Raw genomic sequence first — 13,205 nt, 5'->3', positions numbered from 1 at the left:
ACACCCTGCGGTGTGGACCTTTTTTTGACTTATTTCGCTGGAATGGCTTTCAGCAGTTCAGTCAGCAGCGTCCAGTACTGGCCAACGCTTTCGATATGAACCTGCTCATCCGGAGAGTGTGGACCGGTAATGGTCGGCCCGATAGAAACCATGTCCATTTCCGGATACGGTTTTTTGAACAGACCGCATTCCAGACCCGCGTGGATAATCTGGATGTTCGGCGTCTTATTGAACAGACGCTGATAGGTCTCACGCACCAGATGCATCACCGGAGAGTTGGCGTCCGGTTGCCAGCCAGGGTATGCGCCTTTGGCTTCGGTTTTTGCACCCGCCAGCTTGCCCAGAGAGTCCAGCATGCTCACGACGTAGTCTTTACCGCTGTCGATCAGCGAGCGAATCAGGCAGTGAATCTGCACGTTGTCGTCGGTCATGGTGACAACGCCGACGTTCAGGGAGGTTTCTACCACGCCTTTCGCCACGTCAGAATTGCGGATGACGCCGTTCGGCGTAGCGTTCAGCAGGCGCACAAAGCTATCGCGGGATTGTGCAGTCAGCGCCGCCTGGTCGTTGCTGACCGACTCCAGCAGGATAACCAGATTTTTTTCTTTGGCTGCCAGCTCGTTTTGCAGGATTTCCTGGTATTCGTTGACCAGTGCCTTCAATGCGTCTGTTTTATCTGCCGCGACGGCCACGGTGGCAAAAGCTTCACGCGGGATGGCGTTACGCAGTGTGCCGCCGTTGAAATCGACCAGACGCAGATCCAGCTCTTCTGCATGGCCCGCCAGGAAGCGCGCCAACAGTTTGTTAGCATTACCCAAACCAACGTGAATTTCGCCGCCTGAGTGACCGCCTTTCAACCCTTTTAACGTCAATTTAAAGCTCTGGAAACCAGCCGGCACGGCTTCGCGGGTCAGCGGCAGGTTAGAGGTGAAATCGATCCCCCCCGCACAACCCATGTAGATTTCACCCTCTTCTTCAGAGTCAGTGTTAATCAGGATATCCGCTTGCAGCCAGTTGGCCTGCAGACCAAATGCGCCGTCCATACCGGCTTCTTCAGTCATGGTCAGCAGCACTTCCAGCGGACCGTGGACCACGTTGTCGTCAGCCAGTACCGCCAGTGCGGAGGCCATGCCGATACCGTTATCAGCGCCCAGCGTTGTACCGCGCGCTTTGATCCACTCACCGTCGATATAGGGTTGAATGGGGTCTTTAGTGAAGTCGTGGACGGTATCGTTATTCTTCTGCGGCACCATATCAAGGTGTGCCTGCAGAACAACCGGCTTGCGATTTTCCATACCGGCGGTAGCGTTTTTACGAATCAGAATGTTGCCAACCTGGTCGCGTTCTGCGTGTAAGCCTTTTTCTTTTGCCCAGCCCATAATGTGCTCAGCGAGCTGTTCTTCGTGATAGGACGGATGGGGAATTGAGCAGATTTTGGCAAAAATATCCCACAGCGGTTGCGGGGATAACTGAGACAGTTCAGACACGATGAGTCTCCTTACGAGCGCCTGCAAAAGTCGTTTACAGGTCGGGGGTTAGCAATCAAGTACACTACAAGCCAGGGCTTGCGCGATGGGGTTGAGAATACCACTTTCCGCGTACTCCGGTAGTGTAAACCACGCAAAAAGAGTCGCGATGGCTGCTTAACGCTGGTTTTTAACGCCCCAGATCTCTATAATCTCGCGCAACCATTTTTCCCCTCGAACACAATTTAAGCCGTATTACATAGGCTGGGACACTTCACATGAGCGAAAAGTACGTCGTCACCTGGGACATGTTGCAGATTCACGCCCGCAAACTGGCTACTCGTCTGCTGCCGGTTGAACAATGGAAAGGCATTATTGCCGTTAGCCGTGGCGGTCTGGTACCGGGAGCTTTACTGGCGCGTGAACTGGGTATTCGTCATGTTGATACCGTTTGCATCTCCAGCTATGACCACGATAACCAGCGCGAACTGACCGTACTGAAACGTGCTGAAGGCGATGGCGAAGGCTTCATTGTCATCGACGATCTGGTCGATACCGGCGGTACCGCGGTAGCTATTCGTGAGATGTATCCAAAAGCGCATTTTGTCACTATCTTCGCTAAACCGGCAGGACGTCCGCTGGTTGATGATTATGTAGTTGATATTCCGCAAGAAACCTGGATTGAACAACCGTGGGATATGGGCGTGGTGTTCGTACCGCCTATCGCAGGTCGTTAATTTTCAGCGTAAATGCTAATTACCACGCCCGGTTTTGCCGGGCGTGGTTTTTTTTACCCTTGTGCAGGTTACAATAGTCTCAGTGGCAACATGATGGAGGCTGCACATGTCCCAGGCTAACCTTAGCGAAACGCTGTTTAAACCCCGATTCAAACATCCGGAAACCTCAACGCTGGTGCGTCGGTTTTCCACTGGATCGCAACAACCGATTCAGACCGCGCTGAGCGGCAATAATGTTGATCACTGGTATCGACTCATTAACCGCTTGATGTGGATTTGGCGTGGCGTGACGCCGCAGGAGATCCTCGACGTGCAGGCGCGCATCGTCATGAGCGATGCAGAACGCACTGACCCGGAGCTTTACGATACGGTGGTCGGCTATCGCGGCGGTAACTGGATCTTTGAGTGGGCCAAACAGGCGATGGATTGGCAGCAAAAGGCTGGTCAGGAAGAGGATCTTCTGGTTAGCGGCCGTCACTGGCTCCATGCGGCAAACCTGTACAGCATTGCCGCTTATCCGCACATTAAGGGCGATGAGCTGGCTGAGCAGGCGCAGGTCCTGGCGTATCGTGCTTATGAAGAAGCGGCCCAGCGGCTGCCGGGTAAGCTGCGCGAACTGGAGTTCTCCATCCCCGGTGGAGCGCCGATAACCGGTTTCTTGCATATGCCGTCAGGCGATGGCCCGTTCCCGACTGTGCTGATGTGCGGCGGGCTGGACGGGCTACAGACCGATTATTACAACCTGTATGAGAACTATTTTGCGCCGTTAGGTATCGCCATGTTGACCGTGGATATGCCTTCTATTGGTTTCTCATCAAAATGTAAGCTGACCCAGGACACCAGTTTGCTGCACCAGTATGTATTGCAGCATCTGTCTAATGTCCCTTGGGTCGATCATACCCGCGTGGCCGCATTTGGTTTTCGTTTCGGCGCCAATATTGCGGTGCGGCTGGGTTATCTTGAGTCACAACGCCTGAAAGCTGTAGCCTGCCTTGGGCCGGTGGTGCATGGTCTGCTGGTTGATCCTCTTCATCAGGGGCGGGTACCGGAAATGTATCTTGACGTTCTGGCTTCGCGTCTGGGGATGCATGATGCTTCTGATGAGGCGCTGCGCGTTGAGCTGAGCCGCTATTCGTTAAAAGTTCAGGGATTGCTGGGCCGCCGCAGCCCAACACCGATGCTCTCGGGTTACTGGAAGGACGATCCGTTCAGCCCGGAAGAGGAGTCACGTTTGATTACCTCATCATCAGCCGATGGCAAGCTGATGGAAATTCCTTTCAACCCGGTTTATCGCAACTTCGATCACGCCTTGCGGCAGATCGCCCGCTGGATTAGCCATAGATTTAGTTAATATATTGCTAAATTCTATTGATTTGGTAACGTCATTGTATCACTAAAGGAGATCGCAATGACGTTACCGAGTGGACACCTAAAGAGTAAGCTGATTAAGAAATTCACGGCTCTTGGCCCTTACATCCGTGAGGAGCAGTGTGAAGACAACCGCTTCTTTTTCGATTGCCTGGCAGTTTGCGTCAACGTTAAACCGGCGCCGGAAAAACGTGAGTTCTGGGGATGGTGGATGGAAATGGACGCAGAGAAATCACGCTTCGTCTACAGCTATCAGTTTGGTTTATTTGATAAAGAAGGGGTCTGGCGCGCAGTTGCTATTGACGACCCTGAAGTCACTGAAAAGCTCGAAAAGACGCTACGCGGCTTTCACGAACGAGCCGAGGCGCTACTGGCGACGTTCAGCCTGAAGCTGGAACCTGCCGATGATTTCAGCGAGCCGGTGAAACTGCGAGCCTAATCAGACTCTTAATCTCATCTTCAGAAAAAATCCACGCCCTGGTAGCGTGGATTTTTAAATTTTCTTATAGTTACAACATCCTTTAGGCTCAATTGCATTGTTGCGGATTAAATCTACTAAACCCCAATACACATGTATTTGATTTCTAAATAATCCTCTATGCCGTACTTCGAGCCTTCGCGGCCCAGCCCGGAAGATTTCACGCCGCCGAAAGGAGCAACTTCGGTAGAGATAATTCCGGTGTTGATGCCGATGATGCCGTACTCCAGCGCTTCGCCGACGCGGAATACGCGGCTTAAGTCGCGAGCGTAGAAATAGGCTGCCAGGCCAAACTCGGTGTCGTTGGCCTGCTTTATCGCGTCGGCTTCATCTTTAAAGCGAAATAGCGGGGCGAGCGGGCCGAAGGTCTCTTCTTTGGCGACTTTAGCATCGCCGGGCACGTCTACCAGAATCGTCGGCTGGAAGAAATTCCCACCCAGCTCGTGGGCTTTCCCACCGGTCATCACCTGTGCGCCTTTGTCTAACGCATCGGTAATATGCTCCTCCACTTTGGCAATGGCCTTCTCGTCAATCAATGGCCCGATGGTGATATTGGGCTGTAGGCCGTCGCCAATTTGCAGTTTACTTACCGCTTGCTGGAGTTTTTCGGCAAAGCGGTCATAGACGCCGTCCTGGACGTACAGGCGATTGGCGCATACGCAGGTTTGCCCGGCGTTGCGAAACTTAGAGGCCATCGCGCCTTCTACGGCTTTATCTAAATCGGCGTCATCAAAGACGATAAACGGCGCGTTGCCGCCCAGTTCCAGTGAGACCTTTTTGATGTCCTTCGCGCACTGTTCCATCAGCTGGCGACCAATTTCCGTCGAGCCGGTAAAGGAGAGTTTGCGCACCAGCGCGTTGCTGGTGAGCTCATTGCCCACTGCGCTGGCGGAACCCGTAACGACGTTAAACACACCTTCGGGGATCCCGGCGCGGTTCGCCAGCTCCGCCAGCGCCAGCGCGGAAAACGGCGTCTGGCTGGCGGGCTTGAGCACCATCGTGCAGCCTGCGGCCAGTGCCGGGCCTGCCTTACGGGTGATCATCGCCGAGGGGAAATTCCACGGGGTGATGGCGGCGGTTACGCCAATCGGCTGCTTAATCACCAGCAGCCGCTTATCGGCCTGATGACCCGGGATCGTGTCGCCATAGATGCGCTTACCCTCTTCGGCAAACCACTCAATAAAAGAGGCGGCGTAGCTGATTTCGCCCTTGGCTTCCGCCAGCGGTTTACCCTGTTCCAGGGTCATCAGGCGGGCTAAATCGTCCTGATGTTCCATCATTAACTCGAACCAGCGGCGCAGAATATTGGCCCGCTCTTTGGCGGTGAGGGCGCGCCAGACGGGCAGGGCGAGGTTGGCGGCGTCAATGGCCTCGCGGGTTTCCTCGGTGCCCATTTTGGGTACGCTGCCCAGCTGCTGGTTGTTGGCGGGGTTGGTCACCGCGATGGTTTCTCCACTGGAGGCGTCGCGCCAGCGTCCGTTGATTAATGCCTGTTGGCGAAAAAGGGTGGGGTCGTTAAGTTGCATGGTTGCGTCCTGTCTTATCGGTAAAAGCTGTGAATGCGTCCGGTCTGCGGCGTCAAACACCTGTCCTTGTTTAGTGTAGACGAACATGCGCAAGGGACCGGGTACAGCTCTGGCTGATGTGACAATAACCAGCTTAAATTTGTGGTTTTTTTGAACTGGCAGGACGTTAAAGCAGAGGATTAACCAGATGCCCGGCGAGAAAAACGCCGGGCATTTTTCGCTGAATCAGAACTTCCAGGAGACGCTGCCGACGATGCTGCGCTCTGCGCCGAAGTAGCAGTAGGAGAGCGAGTTACAGGCCGCGATATAGCTCTTATCGGTCAGGTTATTGACGTTCAGCTGCGCGCTGAGGCCTTTAATCCCTACCTTCGACAGGTCATAGCCAACCGTCATATCCACTAGCGTATAGGATGGCAGGGTATGCGTATTCAGGCGATCGCTGGTGATCCCATTAACATAGCGCACGCCGGAACCGAGCGTCAGGCCATCCAGCGGGCCGCTTTTCACATCGTAGCTCAGCCAGGCGCTGGCCTGGTTGCGCGGGGCGTAAACAGCGCGCTTGCCTTGTTCTTCCGGACTGCTTTTCTTATAGCGGATGTCGGTGTAGGTATAGGCGGCCTGCAGACGGAAGCTGTCCGTTAGTTGGCTGATGGCTTCCAGCTCCACCCCTTTCGACTCAATTTCGCCAATCGAACGATATGGATCGGTCGGTTCTTCTTTGGTGGCGATATTGGTCTGGTTGATGCGGAATACCGAGGCGCTGAACTGGCTGTTCAGCCCTTCTGGCTCATACTTCAGTCCGGCTTCCCACTGCTTGCCTTTCATCGGATCCAGTATGTTGCCGTTTTCATCGGCGAAGCTGGTTGGCGTAAAGGCGGTGGAGTAGCTGATGTACGGTGCAAAACCACTATCGAACAGATACATCAGCGCGGCGCGGCTACTGAAGTTGTTCTTATCCAGATCGCTACGGGAATTGTTGAGCTTGTCGATATTAGAAACGCTCACCTGATCGTAGCGCCCGCCGAGCGTGAAGCGCCAGCGGTCCCAGGACATCTGATCCTGCAGATAGTAACCGGTCTGGCGCAGCTTATGTTTTTCACGACTGTACATGGTGATGTAATCCGGCTTCGCGCCGTAGACCGGGTTAAAAGCGTTGATGGCCGGGAATGCACCGTAATAACCGGTGGTGTCGTTGCTACGATCCTGGTAGTCAATGCCCATCAGCAGGCGATGGTTCACCGCCCAGGTATCGACGCTGCCATCAAGCTGGTTATCCAGCGTAATAGCGTTCATCTTCTCGTCTGAGCCGGAATAACCTCGGTTCAGATCGGTTTCATTCAACCAGCCCGCAGCATAGACCTGATTTAGCTCGACTTTAGTATGCAGATAACGCAGCTTTTGCCGTACCGACCAGCCGCTATCAAACATATGCTCGAAGTTATAGCCGACCATATTTTCGCGGCGGTCATACTTGTCGTAATCATCTTCACCTTCGAAGAAGGTGTTGGCGATTTTCTTGCCGTCATGCGGGACCACGGTGCCTTCATAGGGAAGGCCTGAGTGGCTGCCGCCCTCCGGGTCGCGATGCAGGTAGGCCATTAAATCAAGACGCGTCTGGTCGGTGATGCGCCAGGTCAGGCTGGGCATAATCGCGTAGCGTTGCTCTTTTAAGGTGTCAAACTGGGAGTCTGCATAGCGGGTCATCCCGCTTAACCGCGCCGCCACCCGGTCGTTATCGTCCAGCGCGCCAGTGACATCAAACGCCGCCCCGCGCTGGTTGTTATTACCGCCGAACAGTTTGATTTCTCCGCCGGGATCGAATGAGGGTTTACGCGAGGTGAGGGCGACGATGCCGCCGGGCGATGAGCGACCGTAAAGCACCGAGGCCGGGCCGCGCACCACTTCAATATTTTCCAGGAACCACGGATCGACCACCAGCGAGCTGTGAGAGTTGGTGTCGCCCATCATCTTCAGGCCATCGAGATAGACGTTATCCAGACTGCCGTCAGAGAAGCCGCGCAGGACGATGTAGTCAAAGCGGTTGGAGGCGCCAATCTGGTTGCTGTAAACCCCCGGCGTATAGCTCACGGCCTGACGGACGCTAATCGCTCCCTGCTCTTCAAACTGCTCGCGAGTGATGATGGAGACCGACTGCGGGGTCTCAATATCCGGGGTGGCAATTTTGGTCGCGCCGCTCTGCATCTGCGAAGTGACCACGATGGTTTCGTTTTTCGTTGTTTCCTGAGCCAGCAGTGGGAAGGCGACGCTGCCGGTCACCCATCCTACCAGTAGCGCCAGGCGAGTTTTCGCAAACATGAACATCTCCAAAGGCATTTCTAATTGTTAATAAGAATTATTACCTTTTTGATGCTTTCTATAGCTATGCGGAATGCCAGAATGCGTATGCGCGCTGCCAAAGCGTCTAAGTATTCTTCGCGGAAATGTGAAAAATGCATTACCCCGTCTTTTGTACGTCGCAGGGCGAGATGCCGTAGCGCCGACGAAAGGCGGTAGAGAAGTTGGTGGCGTGCTGATAACCCGACATCCATGCCGCCTGCTGCACGCTATATCCTTCAAGCAAATAGCCTCTTGCCCGCTCAAGGCGGCAGTCGCGCAGATAGTCGAAGACTGAACAGCCGTAGGCGTGACGAAACTTGCTGCGTAAGCTGCTGGAGCTCATCGCCGCCCGCTGGGCCAGCTCATTGAGGGTGTAGTCGTTCTCCGGAGATTGCTCCAGCAGGCGGCGAACTCTCTCCAGCCGCTGCTGCTCGCCGCCTGCCGGGGCGATGTGTTTAGCGCTTTCATCCTGGCACACGCTCAGACCATGGCCGAACAGCTGTAAAATGAGCCCTTCCAGCATCAGCTGGCGGGAAACGCCCCCGAGCGTGCTCTGCTGCGCGTATTGCAAGCCGCTCAGCAGAAAGCCCGGTATCTGCCAGATAAGCGTTGGCGTCTGACACCTTTCCCATTCGCGCATCAATGAATCGAGCAGGCCATCGCGCCATGCGCCATCAGGATACAACCCCAGAGATAGCGTCCGTAGCCTGCTGTCGGCATCGTGGCGGGCGCTCATCGCCTGGTGTTCGCTAAGCCGCGAGGTGAACGCCATCCCGGAGCGTACGAGATGCTGTTCTCCGTTCAGGGTCAGGTCGACGCAGCCCTCCAGCACCACCAGCATATATAGCGGACTGCTATGGCGGGAGGTCGTCTCATAAGGTTGCAGCACATGAACATCAGAATGGGTAACGCACATTCCGCACGGCAGCGTCATCTCTTCAACTTCTCCTCGCAGCACGAGGCTGGCGTGCGGCGCCTGCGGTTTTTGCTGCTGCTGCGGGAAACGGTAGTCGATACCGTAACGTTCGCCAAAGTCCATAAACTCGCTGACGGAGAAGGTTTTTCTCAGCACCGGGCGGGCAGGTTCATGCTGCGGAGTCATATTGTTCATGCGGTTTTTGGCACTGAGGCAGGGTGTCATTGGGTAGAGCAACTTTATCACTGCGTGCGCAGTGCGACAATAATGATGAGAATCATTATCAATATTTGCTTTACGTATTGCCGTTACGGGAAGGGGGGACCGCACGGGGAGTCTACCCGCACGGTTTGATAAGGGGTCAGGCGTCGACGTTGTCCAGTGGCCAGGAGTCAAACAGGTAGCCGTCGAAGAAAATATCATCGACGTTGGAGAACTCCAGCAGGCGACGTTTGACGTTTTCCAGATGCTGCCACATGGCGAGCTTTGCCGCGCGGGCGTCTTTTTTAATTAATGCCGCGAGGATCCGTTTATGATCAACCAGCCACTCCTGGCGATAGTGGGTATCCCCAAGGTGGCGGTGCAGCTGGATCCACATGGGATTGTTTTCCCGCCACTGCCATGACTGACGAAATAGCTCCACCAGCATACTGTTGTGTGTGGCTTCGGCGATCGCCAAATGGAACTGCATATCGCCGCTTTCTGAACTCTCCGGCGCGCTGCTGGCCAGCTCCTGCTCTTCCAGCTGTAAAGCCTGGCGCATTTTGCTGATATCTTCCCGAGTTGCCTGCAGGGCGGCAAATTCAGCGATATTGCTTTCCAGTAGCTGGCGCGCTTGCAGCAGTTCAAACGGACCGGCATCATCACAATGGCTGGCGTCGGCGCTCTCAGCAACCCCTTCTTCGGCGCTATTGTCGAGCACGTAGATCCCGGCACCGCGGCGGACTTCTACCAGTCCTTTAATTTCCAGCATGATCAGCGCTTCACGCACCACCGTGCGGGTCACGTCTAACATCTCGGCGATCTCTCGCTCCGGCGGTAAACGATCGCCTGGGTTGTACGGCGTTTGTACGATCAGATCGCGAATCATCGCGCCGACTTCCTGATAGGGTCTGTGCTGAGAAGTTTGTGATTTCATGGTGTTATGCAGTGGCATGCGATGGTGTGGTGGCTGACTATAGCATTTGAGTGGCGGATTAGCATCTCTCACGCCTTAGATACGCAAAACGGGTCAACCAAATTTCCATTGAGTTGACCCGCGATTTAGATGAGATTAGGCGTCAGTTCTTAATGACGCGACGCACTCACGTGCGCCCCATTTACACAGTTTGTGATAAGCCTGCGTAACCGCCTCGACGAAGTCACTGTTCTCCGGCAAATCCTGGGCAAAAATCCCGCTTAAGGCCAGCAGGGCGGTCACGCGCTCGGCGCCCTGGTAACGCGAGTTAATTTGCTGAATATCGGCCAGTAAAGGGTCGACCACATCGATAGGTTGCTCTTTCTCATCAACACCCAGGGTGTAGCGCATCCAGCCCGCTACGCCGAGCGCCAGGTGACGCCAGTCGCTACCGTTGCGCAAATGCAGGCGTACCGGATCCAGCAGGCGCTGCGGTAGCTTCTGGCTACCGTCCATCGCAATCTGCCAGGTACGGTGGCGCAGAGAAGGGTTACTGAACCGGGCGATCAGCAGCGTGGCATAAGCCTGTAGATCGGTGCCTTCCGGCATGGATAGCGTTGGGGCCTGTTCCTGCATCATCAGGGCAAAGGCTGCTTTTTGATACGCAGGGTTGCCCATGGTATCGGCGATGGTTTCATAGCCGCCGAGATAGCCAAGATACGCGAGGAAAGAGTGGCTACCGTTGAGCATCCGCAGCTTCATCATTTCAAACGGCACCACGTCTGCCACAAACTGCGCGCCGACTTTGTCCCATTCCGGGCGGCCGTTAACGAAGTTGTCTTCAATCACCCACTGACGGAACGGTTCGCAGGCAATAGCGCACGGATCGTAGACCCCAAGCTGGTCGGCAATCTCCTGCAACGTTTCAGGGGTTGCCGCGGGCACGATGCGGTCAACCATAGTGCATGGGAAGGTGGAATGAGCTTCAATCCACGCCGCCAGTTCTGGGTCTCTGGCCTGTGCCAGACCCAGCACCGCGACTTTCGCCACATGGCCATTCTCCCGCACGTTGTCGCAGGACATCACCGTAAACGCCGCCAGCCCTTGTTCGCGACGCAGGCGCAGGGCTTCGACGATGTAGCCAATGGCGGATTTCGGCGTGGCCGGGTTGGCGAGGTCGTGTTGAATTAGCGGGTTGTTAAGATCCAGCTGACCGCTAGCGGCATCGGTGCAGTAACCTTTTTCCGTCACCGTGAGTGAGACGATCGCCGTTTGCGGGCGCGCCATCGCGTTCAGAATACCGTCGCAGCCGTCAATCTCCGGGTGCAGCGCTTCTTTCATCGAACCGATAATCTTCAGCTCAGTGCGCTCGGCGCCTTTTTCCGCCACGGTATACAGCAACTGTTGGTTTTTCAGATTCTCAATCAGCAGGCGGTCGTTGCCCGGCATCAGGTTGACTTCGCAGATACCCCAGTCGCTATCGCTGGTTTCCAGCAGATGATGGGTGTAAAGCGCCTGATGTGCGCGGTGAAACGCGCCGCAGCCCAGGTGAACGATACGGGATTGCAGTCGAGAACGATCCCACGTAGGGCGTGTAACCGGCAGGTTGCTGTCGGCAAGGGTTGCAGTCATAGCAAACTCCAGAGTGGGTCGCAAAACGCGACCAAAGGGAGAGAAGGGCGGGACGCTCGGCCCCGCCAGTCAGGATCAGCGGCTAAAGAAGGCGCGCTGAATGGCCAGCTCGACGCCGCGGACTTCCGCCAGCCCTTTCAGGCGACCAATCGCGGAGTAGCCTGGGTTGGTTTTCTTTTTCAGGTCGTCAAGCATCTGGTGGCCGTGGTCAGGGCGCATCGGGATGAGATCCTCTTTGCCTTCCGCTTTACGACGATGCTCTTCTTCAACGATGGCCTTCACCACTTCATACATGTCGACGTCGCCGTGCAGATGCGCCGCTTCATGGAAGGTTTTCGGGTTCTCTTCGCGCAGGGTGGAGCGCAGATGGGTGAAGTAAATGCGCGGGCCGAACTGCTTAATCATATCAACCAGGTCGTTGTCGCCACGCACGCCGTAGGAGCCGGTACACATGGTGAAGCCGTTCGCCATGCTGTTGACCGTATCGACCATCCACTGCATATCTTCTACGGTCGAGACGATGCGCGGCAGGCCGAGAATCGGGCGCGGCGGATCGTCCGGATGTACTGCCATGCGGACGCCAGCCTCTTCGGCAACGGGAATTATCGCCTTCAGGAAGACGGCAAAATTCTCGCGCAGCGCGGCTTTATCGATATCTTTATAGGTCGCAAGGTGCTGACGGAACTGGTCGAGGGTATAACCCTCTTCGGCACCCGGCAGGCCCGCGATGATATTGCGGGTCAGACGTGCTTTGTCTTCGTCGCTCATGGTGTTGAAACGAACGCCCGCCTGAGCGACCTCCTCTGCGGTGTAATCCGCTTGTGCGCCCGGACGCTTGAGGATATGCAGCTCGAAGGCGGCAAACTCAATTTGATCGAAACGCAGCGCTTTGGATCCATCCGGCAGGACGTATTCCAGGTCGGTACGGGTCCAGTCGAGAACCGGCATAAAGTTGTAGCACACGGTACGAATGCCGCACTGAGCCAGGTTGCGCAGGCTCTGCTGATAGTTGGCTATCCACTGTGCATAGTTGCCTGAGTGGGTTTTGATCTCTTCGTGAATCGGTACGCTTTCGACCACCGACCAGACCAGGCCTGCCTCTTCTACGATAGCTTTGCGCTTGAGGATCTCTTCAACCGACCACACCTCGCCGTTCGGGATGTGGTGCAGAGCGGTGACCACTCCGGTCGCTCCCGCCTGACGAACGTCAGCTAAAGTGACCGGATCGTTAGGGCCATACCAGCGCCATGTCTGTTCCATGCTTAACCTCTTTCACGTTGTTGACCCGCTTCAGGCCACTGCTTTGGTTGGATTGTCAGGTTCCCTGAAACGACATAAAACCGAGAGCCGGACGATATGGCGCATAAATTCCTCTAATTTGTCATACATGTCAACCGTAAAGGTTGAATTGGTTAACCAAATCACATGTAAGCAGGTTTTAAGGCGTATTAACGGGAAGACAGGACGGCGTGTGACATTTTTTCTGTACAGAAATGTCTCTGTCAGGGGTCAGGTGATTGGTAATGGTTTACCAATTTAGTCACGTCTCAACCAAATAATGGAATTCGGCCGAGACTGTTGGTCCATGGGAAAGTTACCGACAAAAGTAGTAGGTTGATAAACTCTCA

10 protein-coding genes are annotated in these 13,205 nt (G+C 55.2%); 3 read left to right on the top strand and 7 right to left on the bottom strand.

The genetic code is table 11. The features are described 5' to 3' along the window. Positions 1–29 precede the first annotated feature (29 nt). A complete protein-coding gene (gene pepD / locus HV213_RS22985) occupies positions 30–1,487 on the bottom strand; it encodes a cytosol nonspecific dipeptidase (RefSeq protein WP_181483452.1) in 1,458 nt (485 codons plus the stop codon). A 257-nt stretch (positions 1,488–1,744) separates the two neighbouring features. Here pepD and gpt point away from each other — a divergent pair, with 257 nt between their 5' ends. From gpt to crl, 3 genes are all read left to right on the top strand, one after another. After that, entirely contained in the window at positions 1,745–2,203 is a 459-nt protein-coding gene (gene gpt, locus HV213_RS22980) for a xanthine phosphoribosyltransferase (RefSeq protein WP_110273886.1), read from the top strand. 106 nt (positions 2,204–2,309) lie between these two features. Next, positions 2,310–3,554 (top strand): esterase FrsA, encoded by a 1,245-nt coding sequence (gene frsA, locus HV213_RS22975; RefSeq protein WP_181483451.1) that lies wholly within the window; start codon positions 2,310–2,312, stop codon positions 3,552–3,554. Between the two features lie 57 nt (positions 3,555–3,611). Continuing rightward, complete coding sequence (gene crl, locus HV213_RS22970; protein ID WP_181483450.1) at positions 3,612–4,010, top strand: sigma factor-binding protein Crl; 399 nt, start codon at positions 3,612–3,614, stop codon at positions 4,008–4,010. Between the two features lie 116 nt (positions 4,011–4,126). Here the strand turns inward: crl and gabD are convergent, their stop codons facing one another. The 6 genes from gabD to uxuA form a co-directional block, all read right to left on the bottom strand. Beyond that, positions 4,127–5,575, bottom strand: a complete 1,449-nt coding sequence (gene gabD, locus HV213_RS22965) for an NADP-dependent succinate-semialdehyde dehydrogenase (RefSeq protein ID WP_181483449.1) — start codon at positions 5,573–5,575, stop codon at positions 4,127–4,129. Between the two features lie 225 nt (positions 5,576–5,800). After that, positions 5,801–7,909 carry a ferrioxamine B receptor FoxA gene (foxA, locus tag HV213_RS22960; protein ID WP_181483448.1) on the bottom strand — a complete coding sequence of 703 codons (2,109 nt, stop codon included), beginning with the start codon at positions 7,907–7,909 and terminating at the stop codon, positions 5,801–5,803. A gap of 121 nt (positions 7,910–8,030) precedes the next feature. Next, the gene (locus HV213_RS22955; RefSeq protein WP_181483447.1) at positions 8,031–9,023 is read right to left on the bottom strand and encodes a helix-turn-helix transcriptional regulator; all 993 of its coding nucleotides are present in this window, start codon (positions 9,021–9,023) and stop codon (positions 8,031–8,033) included. A gap of 166 nt (positions 9,024–9,189) precedes the next feature. Further along, complete coding sequence (uxuR, locus tag HV213_RS22950) at positions 9,190–9,966, bottom strand: Uxu operon transcriptional regulator (RefSeq protein WP_181483446.1); 777 nt, start codon at positions 9,964–9,966, stop codon at positions 9,190–9,192. Between the two features lie 135 nt (positions 9,967–10,101). Next, entirely contained in the window at positions 10,102–11,577 is a 1,476-nt protein-coding gene (locus HV213_RS22945; protein ID WP_181483445.1) for a fructuronate reductase, read from the bottom strand. 75 nt (positions 11,578–11,652) lie between these two features. After that, on the bottom strand, positions 11,653–12,837 hold the full coding sequence (gene uxuA, locus HV213_RS22940) for a mannonate dehydratase (RefSeq protein WP_181483444.1): 1,185 nt from the start codon (positions 12,835–12,837) through the stop codon (positions 11,653–11,655). Positions 12,838–13,205: the final 368 nt, after the last annotated feature.

The sequence above is a fragment of the Klebsiella sp. RHBSTW-00484 genome, from assembly GCF_013705725.1.
Lineage (GTDB): Bacteria > Pseudomonadota > Gammaproteobacteria > Enterobacterales > Enterobacteriaceae > Klebsiella.
Note: the sequence above shows the minus strand (reverse complement) of the source record. Positions and strands in the feature narration are given on the sequence as shown.